The 16,412-nt window shown below is 73.3% G+C and carries 13 protein-coding genes; 10 read left to right on the top strand and 3 right to left on the bottom strand.

Going from position 1 to position 16,412, the window contains the following annotated elements; all coding sequences use genetic code 11:
• Window positions 1-10 precede the first annotated feature (10 nt).
• From ABD287_RS11875 to ABD287_RS11865, 3 genes are all read left to right on the top strand, one after another.
• Complete coding sequence (locus ABD287_RS11875; protein WP_344172243.1) at window positions 11-844, top strand: alpha/beta fold hydrolase; 834 nt, start codon at window positions 11-13, stop codon at window positions 842-844.
• A complete protein-coding gene (locus tag ABD287_RS11870) occupies window positions 841-2,166 on the top strand; it encodes a CysS/YqeB C-terminal domain-containing protein (protein WP_344172241.1) in 1,326 nt (441 codons plus the stop codon). Before ABD287_RS11875 ends, ABD287_RS11870 begins: the two co-directional genes overlap by 4 nt.
• Before the next feature lie 128 nt (window positions 2,167-2,294).
• Entirely contained in the window at window positions 2,295-4,169 is a 1,875-nt protein-coding gene (locus ABD287_RS11865; RefSeq protein WP_344172239.1) for an FG-GAP-like repeat-containing protein, read from the top strand.
• 122 nt (window positions 4,170-4,291) lie between these two features.
• Here ABD287_RS11865 and ABD287_RS11860 read toward each other — a convergent pair whose 3' ends face one another.
• Window positions 4,292-5,506: an NADP-dependent isocitrate dehydrogenase gene (locus ABD287_RS11860; RefSeq protein ID WP_344172237.1), complete on the bottom strand. Its 1,215-nt coding sequence runs from the start codon at window positions 5,504-5,506 to the stop codon at window positions 4,292-4,294.
• Between the two features lie 178 nt (window positions 5,507-5,684).
• On the opposite strand from ABD287_RS11860, the gene ABD287_RS11855 reads away from it, so the two are divergent.
• Window positions 5,685-6,062, top strand: coding sequence for a VOC family protein (locus ABD287_RS11855; RefSeq protein ID WP_344172235.1), 378 nt, complete (start codon window positions 5,685-5,687; stop codon window positions 6,060-6,062).
• 130 nt (window positions 6,063-6,192) lie between these two features.
• On the opposite strand, the gene mdh is transcribed toward ABD287_RS11855, so the two are convergent.
• Both mdh and ABD287_RS11845 read right to left on the bottom strand, forming a co-directional pair.
• The gene (mdh, locus tag ABD287_RS11850) at window positions 6,193-7,143 is read right to left on the bottom strand and encodes a malate dehydrogenase (protein ID WP_344172451.1); all 951 of its coding nucleotides are present in this window, start codon (window positions 7,141-7,143) and stop codon (window positions 6,193-6,195) included.
• Between the two features lie 126 nt (window positions 7,144-7,269).
• Window positions 7,270-8,148, bottom strand: coding sequence for a bifunctional methylenetetrahydrofolate dehydrogenase/methenyltetrahydrofolate cyclohydrolase (locus ABD287_RS11845; RefSeq protein ID WP_344172233.1), 879 nt, complete (start codon window positions 8,146-8,148; stop codon window positions 7,270-7,272).
• Between the two features lie 222 nt (window positions 8,149-8,370).
• On the opposite strand from ABD287_RS11845, the gene ABD287_RS11840 reads away from it, so the two are divergent.
• From ABD287_RS11840 to ABD287_RS11815, 6 genes are all read left to right on the top strand, one after another.
• The gene (locus ABD287_RS11840) at window positions 8,371-8,847 is read left to right on the top strand and encodes a hypothetical protein (protein ID WP_344172231.1); all 477 of its coding nucleotides are present in this window, start codon (window positions 8,371-8,373) and stop codon (window positions 8,845-8,847) included.
• A gap of 2 nt (window positions 8,848-8,849) precedes the next feature.
• Window positions 8,850-10,448, top strand: coding sequence for a SulP family inorganic anion transporter (locus ABD287_RS11835; RefSeq protein ID WP_344172229.1), 1,599 nt, complete (start codon window positions 8,850-8,852; stop codon window positions 10,446-10,448).
• Between the two features lie 3 nt (window positions 10,449-10,451).
• Window positions 10,452-13,325, top strand: a complete 2,874-nt coding sequence (locus ABD287_RS11830; RefSeq protein ID WP_344172227.1) for a DUF2309 domain-containing protein — start codon at window positions 10,452-10,454, stop codon at window positions 13,323-13,325.
• Window positions 13,322-14,614, top strand: coding sequence for a proton-conducting transporter transmembrane domain-containing protein (locus tag ABD287_RS11825; RefSeq protein WP_344172225.1), 1,293 nt, complete (start codon window positions 13,322-13,324; stop codon window positions 14,612-14,614). The genes ABD287_RS11830 and ABD287_RS11825 overlap by 4 nt, the downstream gene beginning before the upstream one ends.
• The gene (locus ABD287_RS11820) at window positions 14,611-15,849 is read left to right on the top strand and encodes a proton-conducting transporter transmembrane domain-containing protein (RefSeq protein ID WP_344172223.1); all 1,239 of its coding nucleotides are present in this window, start codon (window positions 14,611-14,613) and stop codon (window positions 15,847-15,849) included. The genes ABD287_RS11825 and ABD287_RS11820 overlap by 4 nt, the downstream gene beginning before the upstream one ends.
• Window positions 15,850-16,066: 217 nt before the next feature.
• Window positions 16,067-16,198 carry a hypothetical protein gene (locus ABD287_RS11815; protein WP_344172221.1) on the top strand — a complete coding sequence of 44 codons (132 nt, stop codon included), beginning with the start codon at window positions 16,067-16,069 and terminating at the stop codon, window positions 16,196-16,198.
• The last annotated feature ends 214 nt before the right edge of the window (window positions 16,199-16,412 follow it).

Here is a 16,412-nt window from a genome sequence, read left to right as displayed (position 1 = left end):
CGTTGACAGTATGCGGACCCTGACCGTCGCCTCACCCCGCGGCGGCAAGCTCGCCGTCATCGCCCGCCCGGGCGAACGCCGGCCGTACCTGCTGGTCCACGGCCTGGCCTCACACGCCGGCCTGTGGGACGAGGTGGCGGAGGCGCTCGCGTCGGCCGGCCACCCGGTGTACGCGCTGGACCTGCTCGGCCACGGCGGCTCCGACCCGGCCCCGGCCGGCTACGGGATGGCCGGGGCCGTCGCCGACGCCGAGGCGGTCCTGGACCTGCTCGGGCTCGACGGTCCGGTGCTGGTGGGCCAGTCGTGGGGTGGAAACGTGGTGGTGCGGCTGGCGGCGTCCCGCCCGGCGCACGGCCTGGCCTTGGTGGACGGCGGCTGGATCGACCTGCCGGCCGACTTCGGCTCGTGGGCGGCCTGCGCGGCGACACTGCGTCCGGCTGATGTGGACGGCCAGACCGCCGAGGCGTTGCGAGAGCGGATCCGGGCCGCCCATCCGGACTGGTCGGAGCGCGCGGTGGACGCTACTGTCGCGAGCCTGCGCACCCTGCCGGACGGCACTGTGGAGCGCCGACTGCCGGTGGAGGCCCATATGCGCATCGTCCGCAGCGTGTACGACGACCCGCCACACCGGCACCTGCCACAGATCACGGCGCCGACGCTGCTGCTGCCGGCTATCCCGTCGGACCCCGGTCGGGCGGCCCGGGTGCGGCGCCGGGTTGCCAAAGCCGCCGCGCACCTCAGGCAGCCGACGGTGCGCGAGTACCTGGACGCCGACCACGACCTGCACGCCCAGCACCCGGCCCGGCTCGCCGAGGACCTGCTCACCCTGGCTGGCCCCTCATGAGCGGCCTGTTGGTGATCATGGGTTCGGGCGAGACCGCGCCGACGATGGTCAAGCCGCACCGGGCGATCTTCGAACGCGTCGGGGGCCGGCCAGCGGCGCTGCTGGACACCCCGTACGGGTTCCAGACCAATGCCGACGACATCTCGGCCCGTGCCGTGGCCTACTTCGCCCAGAGTGTCGGGCAGTCGGTCGACGTGGTGTCGTGGCGGGAACGGCCTACCGATCCGGTGGCCCGGGAACGGGCGGTGGCGGCGCTGCGCGCCGCCGGCTGGATCTTCGCCGGGCCGGGCAGCCCCACATACACGCTGCGGCAGTGGGCGGGCACCGCGATCCCGGACGTCATCGCCGCGACCGTGACCGGGGGCGGCGTCGCGGTCTTCGCCAGCGCCGCCGCGCTGACGCTCGGCAGCCACGCGGTGCCCGTCTACGAGATCTACAAGGCCGGCCAACCGCCGGCCTGGACGCCGGGGCTGGACCTGGTGCGGCAGGTCACCGGCCTGCCTGCGGTGGTGATCCCGCACTGGGACAACGCCGAGGGCGGCACCCACGACACCCGCTACTCGTACCTGGGCGAACGCCGGCTGGCCCCGCTGGCGGCGCAGCTGCCCGCCGAGGCGTTCATCCTGGGCGTCGACGAGCACACCGCCGTCCTGCTCGACCTCGCGGACCGGACGGCGTCGGTGGTCGGCAACGGCGGGGCGACGATCCGCCGGGGCGACCGCAGCCGGGTCTACCCGACCGGCACCGAGCTGCCGTTGGATCAGCTCGGCGAGCTGGGCGATGCCCCCGGCTGGACTCCGACCGGCGTCGGGTCGGCCGGCGGCGCCGCCGGGCCAGGAGCGGCCGGCGAGACCGACGCGGGACCGGGTCGCGCGGGCGCGAGCGCTGGCGCTGACACGGGCGGGGGCAGCGCGGGCGGGGCGGGGGCGGGCTCGTTGCGGGAGGCGGCCGACCGGCTGGACGCCGCGTTCGCCGCCGCCCTGGGCGGATCTGATGTGGAGGGGGCCGTCGCGGCGGTTCTGGAGTTGGAGCAGGCGCTCGTCGACTGGTCGTCGGACACCCTGACCGGCGGCGACGGCGCCCACGCGCACAGTCTGCTGCGCGGCATGGTGGTGCGGCTGGGCGAGCTGGCGCGGGTGGGCGCCCGGGACCCGCGCGCGGTGGTGGCGCCATTCGTGGAGGCGCTGCTGGCGGTCCGCCGCGACGCCCGCGCGGCGCGCGACTGGGAGACCTCGGACCGGGTTCGGGACGCGCTCGCCGGGGCCGGCGTCGAGGTGCGGGACGAGCCGTCCGGGGCGACCTGGCTACTGGCACGGCCGTGAGCGGCGGGAACGGCCCGACGCGGCGGCGTGACGGGAGCCCGCCGTCGTCGTGAGATGCCTGGTGATTTGTCCGTTTATATCCTACTTATTTAGGGTGGACATCCCGTCATCGGTTGAAGGAGTCTCTCGTGCCGCACCGACCCGCCCCCAGACGTCACCCCGCCTCGGTGGCCTGCGTCGCCGCTGTCGTCATCACCGGCGGCCTAGCCGGCGCCACGCCCGCCCAGGCCGTCCCGGTCACCTTCGCCAGCCGGGCCCTGCCCGCCCCGGCCACCCTGCTCACCGCCGCCGACCTCGACCGTGACGGCCAGCTAGACCTCGTCGGCCGCACCGACGACTCCACCGTCACCATCATGCGCGGGGCGCCCGGCGGGGTCTTCACCGTCGCCGGGACCATCGGCGCCGGCATGACCGTCAACCACATCGCCGCCGGCGACCTCAACGCCGACGGCGACCCGGACCTGGTCCTGGTCCACAGCGCACAGGACCGGCTCACCGTCCACCACGGCGCCGCCGGCCTCAGCTTCGCCGCCGCCATGCCGCTGACCACCAACGACGTGCCCACCCACGTGGCCATCGGCGACGCCAACGGCGACGGCCGGGCCGACATCGCCTCGGCCTCCGACGGGACGTCGGGCGTCGACTTCTTCCACGGCCAACCCGGCGGCGGCTTCCCGGCGGCCCAGCGCGTGTACACCGGCACCGCCGGCGCCGACCAGGTCATCCTCGCCGACGCCAACGGTGACGGCCGCCCCGACCTGCTCGTGCGCTCCTCCGGCGGCCGCAAGGTCGGGGTCCTGCTCGCGCCGGCCTACGAGAACTCCGACGTGCTCGGCTCCCCCGGCGGCGGACCCGAAGGCATGACCGTCGGCGACGTCAACAAGGACGGCAAGCTCGACATCGTCATCGCCGCCGTCCACGAGGACGAGGCCAGCGCGCTCACCACCCACCTTGGCCGCGGCGACGGCACGTTCGCCGAGCCGCTGGTCATCGCCAACCAGGAACAGGCCGCCCACCCCAAGCTCGCGGACTTCGACGGCGACGGCGACCTCGACCTCGCCTACACCGGCGTGACGTCGGCCGGCGCCGGCGGCCAGCTGCGGCCCGGCGACGGCGCCGGCGGGTTCGGCGCGCCCACCAGAGTCACCGAACGGGCGCTAGACCACGCCGTCGCCGACCTCGACCACAACGGACGCCCCGACCTGACCATCTCCGGCGGCGGCGCCCAGCTAGCCGGCCTTCTGCTCAACCAGACGACCTCAGGCGGCGCCGCGCTCGCCGTCGCCGTCAACGGCGGCCTGTGCGTGGACGACCACCGGGCCACCGTCGACCTCACCGTTGACGGCCCGTCCGCCCGGGCCACCGGCGCCAAGCTGAGCGTCCGCTCGAACAACGCCGCGCTGGTGGCGCCGGCAGCTGTCACCTTCGCCGGGGCCGGCAAGACCCGCACGATGACGTTCCGCGCGAGCGCCGGGCGCACCGGTGTCGCGACCCTCACCGTCGTCGCCGCCGAAGGCGGCGGCGAGGCCACCACGACCGTCGTGGCGCGGGTCGCCGGGGCTGGCGGCAACACCGTCACCGGCGGCGCCGGGGTCGACGTCATCCTCGGCCAGAACGGCCGGGACGTGCTCAACGGCGGACCCGGCGACGACATCGTGTGCGGCGGCGCGGGCGATGACGTCGTCACCGGCGGACCCGGCGACGACGTGCTCTCCGGGGACGTCGGCGCCGACCGCCTCACCGGCGCCGACGGCGACGACATCCTGTTCGGGGCCGCTGGCGACGACCGACTCAACGGCGACGGCGGGAACGACCGGATCTCCGGCGGCGCCGGCCGGGACGCGCTCGACGGCGGCGCCGGCGACGACCGGCTCAACGGCGACGGCGGCGACGACCGGCTGACCGGGGGACCCGGCGCCGACCACCTCTACGGCGACGCCGGCCGCGACAGCGTCACCGACCTCAACGTCCGCGAAGGCGACCTGGCCGGTCCGCTGCCGTAACGGCCCCGGAGCACGACAGGGCGCCGCTGGGCCGCGACGGGCGGCCTGGACACAGCCAGAGCGCCGCTGCCTGGACGTTGTCGGTCCGTCAGCGGCGCCCCTGGCCTGGCATGCTCAGTGGATCAGGCCAGCGTCTTGGCCAGGTTCTCGTCCAGGGCGGCCATGAACTCGTCGGTGGTCAGCCACGGGGCGTCCTTCGCGATGAGCAGCGCCAGGTCCTTGGTCATCTGCCCGCCCTCGACGGTCTCGACGCAGACCCGCTCGACGGTGTTCGCGAACTCGGTGACTGCCGGCGTGCCGTCCAGCTTGCCCCGGTGGGCCAGGCCCCGGGTCCAGGCGAAGATCGACGCGATCGGGTTCGTCGACGTCTTCTCGCCCTTCTGCCACTGGCGGTAGTGCCGGGTGACCGTGCCGTGGGCGGCCTCGGCCTCGACGGTCCGGCCGTCCGGGGTCATCAGGACGCTGGTCATGAGGCCGAGCGAGCCGAAGCCCTGGGCGACGATGTCGGACTGCACGTCGCCGTCGTAGTTCTTGCAGGCCCAGACGTAGCCGCCCTCCCACTTGAGCGCGGCGGCGACCATGTCGTCGATGAGCCGGTGCTCGTAGGTGAGGCCGGCGGCGTCGAACTCGGCCTTGAACTCGGCCTCGAAGATCTCCGCGAAGATGTCCTTGAAGCGGCCGTCGTACGCCTTGAGAATCGTGTTCTTCGTCGACAGGTAGACCGGGAAGTTGCGGGCCAGGCCGTAGCGGAACGACGCGCGGGCGAAGTCGCGGATCGAGTCGTCGTAGTTGTACATGCCCATGGCGACGCCGCCGCCGGGGAACTCGGCGACCTGGAACTCCATCGGCTGCGAGCCGTCGGCCGGCTGGAACGTCATGGTCAGCGTGCCCGGCCTGTCGACCACGAAGTCGGTGGCCTTGTACTGGTCGCCGTGGGCGTGACGGCCGACGACGATCGGCTTGGTCCAGCCCGGGACCAGGCGCGGCACGTTCGCCATGATGATCGGCTCGCGGAAGATGACGCCGCCGAGGATGTTGCGGATGGTGCCGTTCGGCGAGCGCCACATCTTCTTGAGGCCGAACTCCTCGACCCGCGCCTCGTCCGGGGTGATGGTGGCGCACTTGACGCCCACGCCGGCGGCCTTGATGGCGTGCGCGGCGTCGATGGTGATCTGGTCGTCGGTGGCGTCGCGGCTCTCGATCGACAGGTCGAAGTGCCGCAGGTCGACGTCGAGGTACGGGAGGACGAGCTGCTCGCGGATCTGCTTCCAGATGATCCGTGTCATCTCGTCGCCGTCCAGCTCGACGACGGGGTTGTTCACCTTGATCTTCGCCATTCGACGGCGCTCCTTCCGAAGGGACACAGCTGCCAGCCGTACGAGCGTACTGTCCGCGCGCCCACCAGCCCACCCCGGCGCCGGACACCCGAGGGCGCCGCCAACAGGCCCGCCAGCCAACGCGGCCGAAGCTAGCATGACCTGCGGAAGTATCGACCACATTGTCACGGAGGAAACCATGACAGGACGCGTTGTGCACTTCGAACTGCCCGCGGACGACGTCGAGCGGGCCCGCGGCTTCTACCGCGATGTCTTCAGCTGGGTGATCAACCCGATGCCGGAGCTGGACTACACCATCGTCCACACCACGCCCACCGACGCCGACGGCATGACCACCGAGCCCGGCGCCATCAACGGCGGCATCTGCAAGCGGGAGAGCCCGGTCACCGGGCCGGTCATCACCATCGACGTCTCCGACATCGACGCCACGCTCACCCAGATCGAACGCGCCGGCGGCAAGACCGTCAGCGGCAAGGAGCCGGTCGGCGACATGGGCTTCGCCGCCTACTTCAACGACCCGGACGGAAACCTCGTCGGCCTCTGGCAGAACCCCTGACCGGCCCGTTCGCGCTGGCGTGCGCCGACGGCCAAGGCAGCAGGTCGGCTCACCTCACGACGACGCGCCCGCGGCGGAGCCCCGCGGGCGCGTCGGCAACACTCTCGCGCGACGCCACCGCCGCGACGCGTCACATGCTGGCGACGTCCGCCTGCTTCGCACGGACCGCCTCGGCGGCCTCCTTCAGCCCGGCCAGCTCGGTCTCCGTCAGCGCGGTCTCGACGACCCGGCGGATGCCGGTGGCGCCGATCTCGGCCTCGACGCCCAGGTAGACGCCGGCGATGCCGTACTCGCCGTCCACCCACGCGCAGACCGGCATGACGGCGCCGGAGTCCTCCGCGACGGCCCTGGCCATCCGGGCGGCGGCGGCCGACGGGGCGTAGAACGCCGAACCGGTCTTGAGTAGCGCGACGACCTCGGCCCCACCGTTGCGGGTGCGGACCACCAGCTCATCGATCCGGTCGGCGGGCAGCAGCTCAGACAGCGGCTTGCCGTCGACCGTGCAGCGGGACGGGACCGGGACCATGGTGTCGCCGTGCGATCCCAGCGTCAGCGTCTGCACGCTGGCCACCGGAACCTTCAGCTCCTCGGCCACGAAGTTGGTGAACCGGGCGGTGTCGAGCATGCCGGCCTGGCCCATGACCCGGTTCTTCGGGAACTGGGTGGCCAGTTGCGCCAGCGCCGTCATCTCGTCGAGCGGGTTCGACACCACGATGACGACGGCGTTCGGCGCGTACTTCGCCACGTTCTCCGCCACGCCCCGGACGATCTTGGCGTTGGTCTCCAGCAGGTCCATCCGGCTCATGCCCGGCTTACGCGGCAGACCGGCGGTGATCACGACAACGTCCGAGCCCTCGATGACGTCGTAGCCCGACCCGTCCAGGCCGGTCGTCCTGCCGATGATCTTCGTCTCGAAGCCCTCGATCGGGCGCGACTGGTTCAGGTCCAGCGCCAGGCCCTCGGGCTTGCCGTCGATGATGTCGGTGAGCACAACGGTCTCGAAAACGTCGTACTCGGCGAGGCGCTGAGCGGTCGTCGCGCCGTAGAAGCCGGCGCCGACAACAGTGACCTTCTTACCCATGAACACTCCCGGATCGGCAGGGAAACAAGTCGTCACGCGGACCATAGCCCGCCCTGGGCCGCCGGGCGGCCGGAGGGCCGGGTGATATGACGCACGACGCCTGAGACGAGACAGACACGCCGTCCGTCAGAGGCGCTCGGCGCGCTCGACGACGTTGGCCAGCAGCATCGCCCGGGTCATCGGGCCCACCCCGCCGGGCACCGGCGCGAGATAGCCGGCCACCCCGGCCACCGCCGGGTCGACGTCCCCGGTGTAGATGCCCTTGCCGTCCGGCCCGACCACCCGGGTGATCCCGACGTCGACCACCGCCGCGCCCGGCTTGACCATATCGGCCGTGAGGATCCCCGGCACGCCTGCCGCCGCGACGATCACGTCCGCCAGCCGGGTGTGCCCGGCCAGGTCACGGGTGCCGGTGTGGCAGAGGGTGACCGTGGCGTTCTCGCTGCGCCGGGTCAACAGCAGCCCCAGCGGCCGGCCCACCGTCGTGCCCCGCCCAACGACGACGACGTGCGCGCCGACCAGCGGCACCCCGTAGGCGCGCAGCAGGTGGACGATGCCGCGCGGGGTGCACGGCAGCGGCCCGTCGTAACCGAGCACCAGCCGCCCGAGGCTGACCGGGTGCAGACCGTCGGCGTCCTTGTCCGGGTCGATGGCCTCCAGCACCCGCTGGGTGTCCAGGCCCTTGGGCAACGGAAGCTGCACGATGTACCCGTGGCACGCCGGGTCGGCGTTCAGCTCCGCGACCGCCGCGTCGAGCTGGGCCTGGGTGGCGTCGACGGGCAGGTCCCGGCGGATCGAGGCGATGCCCAGCTCGGCGCAGTCCCGGTGCTTGCCGGCGACGTAGGCGTGCGAGCCGGGGTCGTCCCCGACGAGCACCGTGCCCAGCCCGGGGACGATGCCCCGCTCAGCGAGCGCCTTGACCCGCCCGCGCAGGTCGTCCTTGACCGCCGCCGCGGTCGCCCTTCCGTCCAGCACGGTCGCCGTGGTCCGCTGCTCTGCCGTCATGCGCTGCTCCTTGTTCCACCGGGGCCCTGAGTTTCCCATGCCGGACCGGCCAGGCCGGCTGTCGCCCCGTGCCGGCGCATCGGCTGACGACCGCCGGTACACCACACCGTTTCCGGAGGAACCGGTAGCTAATCGACTGTCGTCTATGGAATGATTCTCGCCACAGTAGGCCGCTGACCCTCGGCGCCTCAGCCTTCCGTTGATGCGCGACAAGGAGGAGACGTGCGACTGCCGGGCGTCCTTCTGGTGCTCGCGTTCGTGCTGGCGGCGCTACACCCGCACGGCGCAGCGGACCACCGGAGCCCATCGCCGGCCCTGACGGTCGCATCGACCCTCGCCGACGCTACCGCGTCCCCAACGCGCGCCCAGCCGACCGCGACCGCCCTCGGCGCGCCCGCCGAATCCTGCGCGCCGCGACACGCCACCGCGCAGCTCGACCGCAGCGTCCTCACCTCGACGCCCCTGCCGCGCCTCGCCGACCCGACCACCGAGGAAGCGCTGCCGTCGGCCCGCGCGCACCCCCGCCGCTGTCCGCGTGGCAGCCCCCGGTCTCCACGCCCGGATCGGGCCCCGAGCCGACCCCACAGGCCGGGTGGCGCCAGGGCGCCACCGGAGGCGCCGGTCCGCGACCACCCCGCGCGACCACCGGCCCGCGCGCCACCGCCGCGACGGCGGGCGCATCCGTCGACCAAGGACTGACCATGCCCTCAACGCCCCCGACCACCGCGCCTCCCGTCGGCCGTTTCAACCGCGCCGACCTCAGATCCGGATTCCTCGTCGCGCTCATCGCTCTCCCCCTGTGCCTGGGCATCGCCCTCGCCAGCGGTTTTCCACCCGTCGCCGGCCTGCTCACCGCCATCGTCGGCGGCGTGCTGGTCACCCTGCTCGGCAGCGCCCGCCTGACCATCAAGGGACCCGCCGCCGGCCTCATCGTCATCGCCATCGGCGCCGTCACCGAACTGGGCGGCGGTGATACCGCCCTGGGCTACCGACGGGCGCTCGCCGTCGGAGTGGTCGCCGCCGTCATCCAGATCATTCTGGCGCTGTGCCGCGCCGCCAGCGTCGGCGTGGCCATGTCGCCGTCGGTGGTACACGGCATGTTGGCCGCCATCGGCGTCATCATCATCGCCAAGCAGGCGCACGTCGTCCTGGGCGTCACGCCGGAAGGCGCCGAGCCGCTGGAGCTGCTGGCCGAGATCCCCCGCAGCGTCATCCACGCCAACCCCGCCATCGTGGGGATCGGTCTGCTCTCCCTGCTGATCCTGTTCGGACTGCCGCTGATCCGGGCCCGGTGGGCCAAGGCCGTCCCCGCCCCGCTGGTCGTCCTCGCCGTGGCCGTCCCCCTCGGCCTGCTCCTTCACCTGGCGCAGCCGCACGACTACCAGCTGTTCGGCGCCGGCCACCACCTCGGGCCCGAGCACCTCGTCCGGCTCCCCGGCAGCCTGCTGGACGCGGTCGCCTTCCCCGACTTCTCGGTGATCACGTCGGCCGCCTCGATCAAGTACGTGGTGATGTTCGCGCTCATCGGCAGCATCGAGTCGACCCTGACCGTGCTGGCCGTCGACGCGATGGACCCTGAACGCCGGGCATCGGACTACAACCGGGACCTGCTCGCCCTCGGCGGCGGAAACCTCGTCGCCTCGCTCATCGGCGGACTGCCCATGATCTCGGAAATCGTCCGCAGCCGGGCCAACATCGACGCCGGCGCACGATCCCGCTGGTCGAACTTCGCCCACGGCGCCATCCTGCTGATCCTGGTCGCCGCCGCGCCGGCGGTCCTACAGACCATCCCGCTGGCCGCCCTCGCCGCCATGCTGGTCTACACCGGCGCCCGCCTGGCCTCCCCCAGCGAACTCACGCGCCTGCGACGCATCGGTCTCGACCAGGCGGCGCTCTTCCTCACCACCCTGATCGTCACGTTGGCCACCGACCTGCTCCTCGGCGTCGCCGCCGGCCTGCTGTTGAAACTCGTCGTGCACCTGGTGCGCGGGGCCCCGGCTCGGGCGATCGTGCGGCCCCGGGCCGAGGCGCGTCGCGACGGGGACACCCTCCATGTCCGGGTGCCCGACGCCGCTATCTTCACCGCCCTGACGCCCGTCCGTAACGCGGTCCGACGCGCCGGCGATCCGCCACCGAGGACGGTGACCATCGACGTCGGCGACGCCAGGCTCGTCGACCACACGTTCCTGTCCCGACTTCAGGACATGGCGCGGGAGTGGCCAGGGGTCACCCTCACCGTTCGGGGGCTAGAAAAGCTGCGTGCGACCTCGGACCACCCACACGCCACCCGGCGGCGGTGAGCCATGACTCCCTTCGACGCCACCTCGCTCGACCACCAGCCCGGCGCCACCACCGAGTTGATCGACCACGTCGCCCGGCTCCTGCCGCAGCAGGCGCCGCTGCACGCGTTCGTCCACCACAACACCCTGCACGCGTTCGAGCACCTGCCCTTCACCGTCGCGGTGGAGACCGCCGGCCGCCAGTTCGGCGCCGAGCCATACCTGCCGGAGGCGGCCTACCACCGACTGCGCGCCGACGGGCGGATCACCCCCGCCGACCTCGCCGCGGTCGCCACCGGATCGGGCGCCCCCGGAGCGGACCTCCGCCACGGCGGCGCCGACTACGTGCTGCGCCGCCTGGCGCTCGACCTCGACCTGCCCGCCGGGCCGGCGCTTTCCTGGACGCTGCACGAAACCGATGCGCTGACCAGGCTGCATCCCCAGGTCGACGCCGTGCGACGACGCCACCTGCTGGCCAGCGGCGCCGAACGCGACCTCCTCACGGATCTGTGGGCACGGCTGCGGGCAGTCCCCGTCCCGACCGACCCGCCAACGCCACGGCCCGCCCGCCCGCGCGACCGCATTCTCGAGGCGACCGGCCACGACCCCGACCGGCTCACCCACCCGCTGCTGATCCGGTTCACCGCCGCCTACCTCGACCAGGGCATCGCACACTGGGCCATGCCCGGCAGGGACGCCGGCATGCTCGCCGCCTTCCACAACCTGTACGGCGCCTCCCGGCCGGTCGAACCGTTCCTTCGCGACCTCCCAGCGCTGGTCATCGACCACACGACGGCGGGCCGGCAGGCCGTCGACGTCGTCGAGTGGGCGCTGGACGCCCTCGGCGTGCTCCCGGGCCAACGGGCGGCCGTCATCGAGGCGACCCTGCTGTCGCTGCGGGGCTGGGCCGGCATGGTGCACCACCTTCACCGACGGCCGGACCGGGCGCCGGTCTCCGCGCCCCCCGCCCGCCTCACCGACTACCTCGCCATCCAGCTGACCCTCGACACCCTCGCGGCCCGGCACATCACCCGCCAGACGCTCGGGCCTGGCGCCACCCCCGCCGACACCGATCTGTTGCTGGCCCACCACGACCGCGACGACCTGGGCCTGCGGTACGAGGCGTTCGTGCTGGCCCAGCTCATGCCCGTCGACGTGACGGCGCTCGCCGACCCGGGCGTCGCCGCCCGGTGGCTGCGCACGGTAGCCGGCTGCCCGGAGCTGACCCGGCGGCGGCTGCTGCATCTGGCCTACGAACGGCGACACGCCGTCACCGTCCTCGACGCGCTGTCGGCGCACCAGCCGGACGTCGGTCCGCCACGCGCCCCCGCGCCCGCCCAGGTGGTGTTCTGCATCGACGAACGGGAGGAGTCGGTCCGGCGCCACCTTGAGGAGCTGTCCCCGGCCGTCGAAACGTTCGGCTACGCGGGCTTCTTCGGCGTGCCGATGACCTACCAGGGGCTCGACGACGTACGACCGCGCCCGCTGTGCCCGGTGGTGATACAGCCGCGGCACATCGTGCGGGAGGTGGCCGACGTCCAGGCGTCCGACTGGTGGGCCCGGCGTCGGGCGATGGGGTCGTGGCGCTTCGACGTGGGCAGCCGGACCCTGGCCCGGGGGGCGGCGGCGAGCCTGGTCGGCGGGCCACTGCACCTGGCGCCGTTGCTGGGGCGCACCCTGTTCCCGCGGGCCTACCACCGCTGGGAGCGCCGGGCCACCGGCCGGCAACGACCCACCACGGGCCGACTGGCCCTGGAGTTCGACCACGACGAGGGTTGGGTCGGGCCGCAACCGGGCTTCACCGTGGCGGAGATGGCCGACATCGTCGCCGCTTTCCTGCGCACGACCGGGCTGGCCGGGCGGCTCGGCCCGCTCGTCGTCGTCATCGGACACGGCTCGGCCAGCAGCAACAACCCGCACGAGGCGGCCCACGACTGCGGCGCTACCGGCGGCGGGCGCGGCGGCCCGAACGCCCGGGCCTTCGCCGCCATGGCCAACCATCCGCAGGTGCGGCGGGAACTGGCTGCCCGGGGCCTGCCGATCCCCGCAACGACCTGGTTCCTAGGCGGGTACCACAACACCTGCGACGACGGCCTCGCCTACTACGACGAGGAGCTGGTTCCGGCGGCCAGCCGGGAAGCGGTGGCCCGGGTGCGGACCGACCTGGCCGCCGCCTGCGCCCACTCCGCGCAGGAGCGGTGCCGACGGTTCGCCGACACCCCGGACCATCCGACGCCCGAGGCGGCATTGCGGCATGTGGAGCGCCACACCGTCGACCTCGGCCAACCGCGACCCGAGTACGGGCACGCCACCAACGCCGTCGCGGTGGTCGGCCGCCGCTGGCGCACGCGCGGCCTGTTCCTGGACCGGCGTGCCTTCCTCATCTCCTACGACCCGACCACCGACGCCGACGGCACGGTGCTCACCGGACTCCTCATGGCCGTCGGCCCGGTCTGCGCGGGCATCAACCTCGAGTACTACTTCAGCCACGTCGACCCGACCGGCTACGGGTGTGGCACCAAGCTGCCCCACAACATCAGCGGCTTGCTCGGGGTGATGGACGGCCAGGCGTCCGACCTCCGAACGGGCTTGCCCTGGCAGATGGTCGAGATCCACGAGCCGGTACGGCTGCTGCTGGTCTGCGAGGCCGAGCCCCGGCAGCTCGCCAGCATTCTCGACGCGCAGCCGGACCTGCGCCGGTTGGTGGTCAACGGCTGGATCCGTCTCGTCGCCTGGTCCCCGACCGACAACCGCATGTGCCAGTGGCGGGACGACGGCTTCGTCGCGTACCGACCGGAGTCCACCCGGCTGGACCGGGTGACGCGCTCCGCTGACGCCTACGTGGGACGCCGGGACCCGATCAACCCGGTCCAGGTCATCGCGGGGGTGGCGCGATGACCGCCCTGCTGCTGACCACCGCCGTCGCCGCGCCGCTCATCTCGCTGGTGGCGCTGGCCGCGGCAGCCTGGCTGCACCGGCGCGTCGGGGAGTCGCTGGTGACCGCCGTGGTGGTCGGAACGTTCGGCGTGAGCTGCGCCGCCGTCGCCGTCCTCGGCGCACGGCTGGCCACGGGCACGCCCGGCGGCGGGCCCGACATCGGACGGTGGTGGCCGGTGGGCAGCGATCCGCTGCCCCTGGTCGCCGACGGCGCCTCGGCGCCCTTCGCCCTCACCGTCGGGACGCTGGTGCTGCTCGTGGCACTGTTCTCCCGCCGGTACCTCCACCGCGACCCCGGCTACCTGCGCTTCCACCTGTTGCTCACCGGATTCGGGCTCGGCGCCCTCGTCGTCGCGCTGGCCGGGAGCCTGGCGCTGGCAGTCGTGGGCTGGGAGATCGCCGGGACGACGTCCGTCCTGCTGATCGGGTACTTCTCGGAGCGCCGCGGACCGGTCGAGAGCGCGCTCCATGTGTTCACCGTCTACCGGGTCGCCGACCTCGGACTGCTCACCGCGGTGGTCTACTGGCACCACGTGACCCCTGACGGTCCGCGCTCGGTCACCGACGCCACCGTGCTCGGCGCGGCGCTGCTGTGGGCCGCCATGGGCAAGGGCGCGCTCCTGCCGTGGTGCGGGTGGCTGCCGCGGGCCATGGAGGGCCCTACCCCGTCCAGCGCGATCTGTTATGGGGCGGTGTCGGTGAGCCTGGCCCCGTACCTGCTCCTGCGGTCGTCGCCCGCCTGGGCCGAGTCTGCCGCGGTTGGCTGGGCCATCGTGGCCGTCGGCGCGGCCACCGCCGTGCACGCCACCGTGGTGGGTCGGGCGCAGACGGACGTCAAGAGCGCGCTGGCGTACGCCTCGCTGACGCAGATCGCGCTGGTCACCTGCGAGGTCGGCCTCGGTTGGCACCGGCTGGCGCTGGCGCACCTGATCGGGCATGCCATCCTACGAGGCGCCCAGCTGCTGCGGGCGCCCAGCCGCCTGCACGACCACCAGGTCCACGAGCGCGCGCTCGGCCGCCCGGCGCCACCGGCCCGGAACCGGGCACACCGGCTGCTGCCGGCGCGAACCCAGCTCTGGGCATACCGGTACGCCCTGCACCGGGGCGACCTCGACGCGCGGTGGGAGCGCCTCCTGGACCATGCCGGAGCGGGCCTGCGCTCGCTGGACCGGCTGGACGAACGGTGGCGGCGGCTGCTCGTCAGCCGTCCGGCCGGCCTCGCCCGCCCGGTCCGGGGAGCCGGCCGATGAGCCCGCTGCCCGAACTGGCCCTCGCCGCGATTGTGGCGGCCGGCTCAGCGGCCGTGACCCGGGCGGACCCGCGGGGGGCCCGGCGAACCGCGGCCGGCCTGCTCACCGCCGCCGTGGTGGTGTCGGCGGTGCTCTGGACCGGCGACGCCGGCGGTTGGCCGACCGTTGTCGCCTTCGCGGTAGCGCTCGTGGCGGTGAGCGTGGCACCTGTAGCCGAGCACCCGTCCAGGGTGCTGGGCGCCATTCTCCAGGTGGTGGCCATCTCCGTCGCCGCAGCGGCGGCGCCCCACCCCGCGACGGCGCCGATCGCCTGGGCCGCTCTGACGGCGGTGGTGTGGCTGCGGCTGGGTGGGGAGACCCCGGTTCGGCGGCTGCTGATCATCCACCATGGTCCGGCGGTGGCCCTCCTTGCCGCGGCGGCCCTCATCGGCACACGCCACCCGACCGCGGCGGGCGCGCTGGGCGCCGCGGCCGTGCTGCTGCGGTGGGGCGTCGCGCCCGGCCACGCGTGGCTCCCGAGCCTGGCGGAGGCGGCGCCTGCGGGGCTGGTCGTGGTCTACACGGTCGGGACGCCGCTGACGTTGCTCGCCTTGCCCGAGCATCTTGGCGCCGGCGGACCGCTCGTGGCCGGCGTCGGAGCGGTCACGGCGATGGCCGCGGCCGGGGTGGCCGCGGTGCAGCGACGGGTTCGGCGGGCGGTGGCCTGGATCCTGGTGAGTCAGGCCGGCACCCTGGCCATCGGGCTGGGAGCGGCCGGTCCGGCCACCGTCCGGGTCGGATGGTGCGCCCTGGCCATGGCCGGCGCGGGGCTGGTGATGGCCGTCGCCGCCGTCGAGGCGCGGCGGGGGCCGCTGACGCTGGACGAGCCGGCCGGGGCGTTCGGTCGATTCCCGCGGCTGGCCGCTGGCTTCCTGGTGGCGGGGCTGAGCGTCACCGCCTTCCCGCTGCTGCTCGGTTTCTCCGCGGAGAGCGAGTTGTTGGAGGCCACCGCGGGGACGCCGCTGCTGTGGCTGCCCGTGCTGATCGCCGCCGCGGGCAACGCGGTCACTGTGCTGCGCTGCTACTTCGCGCTGTCCACGGGCGGCCGGGCTCCGGGCGGGCAGCGCGACATCACCCGGTTGGAGGCGTACGGGCTGACCGTCGCGCTGGTGGGTCTGCTCGTCGGTGGACTGGCGCCGCCGGCGCACCGGGCGGACCCAGGGTTGCCACCGGGGGCGGGCGTGCCGTACCGCTGAGCCGACGACTGACGATCTCTATGGCATAGGCAGCCATGCGCACGTGGCACTATCCATAGATCCATGTCGATATGACAATACTTTAGTGACTATACGATCAAGGGTTTCATCAGGGACAACAGCGGCAGGTCAGCGCGGGACACGGCGGGGACGGCCGCCGAAGCCGGTGTCGGCCGGGGCGCAGCGCGCCGGGCAGTTGCGTGATGACGGTCGGTCGTTGTCCGAGATCGCGCACGCGCTCAACCACGAGCGGGTTCCCACCGCGTCGGGGCGCGGCGGGTGGACCAGCAGCAGTGTCCAGTACGCGCTGATCCGGCTGCGCAGCGAGTCCTCCACGCTGCGCGATTGACGTCCCGGTCGTGGACTGGACCACAGCGTCAGGCCCACGACCGGACGTCCAGCGGCCCGGGTCCGTCGAGTCGGCCGTTCGTCGGGGTACGCGACCCGACGCCCGGGTGGCGCCGGGGGACCCTCGGCGTCGCCGGTCGCCAATCGGCCGGCATTGTCGTCCATTCGGACTATTCCAACGTCAGCAACGACAGACAGACCACAATTCAGCCAGA

It is taken from the genome of Pilimelia columellifera subsp. columellifera, assembly GCF_039532605.1.
Taxonomy (GTDB): Bacteria; Actinomycetota; Actinomycetes; order Mycobacteriales; family Micromonosporaceae; genus Pilimelia; species Pilimelia columellifera.
Note: the sequence above shows the minus strand (reverse complement) of the source record. Positions and strands in the feature narration are given on the sequence as shown.

Coding starts and splice junctions, on each gene's coding strand:
- ABD287_RS11875 (WP_344172243.1), top strand. CDS start 11: ATGCGGACCCTGACCGTCGCCTCACCCCGCGGCGGCAAGCTCGCCGTC.
- ABD287_RS11835 (WP_344172229.1), top strand. CDS start 8,850: ATGCCCTCAACGCCCCCGACCACCGCGCCTCCCGTCGGCCGTTTCAAC.
- ABD287_RS11845 (WP_344172233.1), bottom strand. CDS start 8,148: ATGACGGCAGAGCAGCGGACCACGGCGACCGTGCTGGACGGAAGGGCG.
- ABD287_RS11830 (WP_344172227.1), top strand. CDS start 10,452: ATGACTCCCTTCGACGCCACCTCGCTCGACCACCAGCCCGGCGCCACC.
- ABD287_RS11825 (WP_344172225.1), top strand. CDS start 13,322: ATGACCGCCCTGCTGCTGACCACCGCCGTCGCCGCGCCGCTCATCTCG.
- ABD287_RS11855 (WP_344172235.1), top strand. CDS start 5,685: ATGACAGGACGCGTTGTGCACTTCGAACTGCCCGCGGACGACGTCGAG.
- ABD287_RS11870 (WP_344172241.1), top strand. CDS start 841: ATGAGCGGCCTGTTGGTGATCATGGGTTCGGGCGAGACCGCGCCGACG.
- ABD287_RS11820 (WP_344172223.1), top strand. CDS start 14,611: ATGAGCCCGCTGCCCGAACTGGCCCTCGCCGCGATTGTGGCGGCCGGC.
- ABD287_RS11860 (WP_344172237.1), bottom strand. CDS start 5,506: ATGGCGAAGATCAAGGTGAACAACCCCGTCGTCGAGCTGGACGGCGAC.
- mdh (WP_344172451.1), bottom strand. CDS start 7,143: ATGGGTAAGAAGGTCACTGTTGTCGGCGCCGGCTTCTACGGCGCGACG.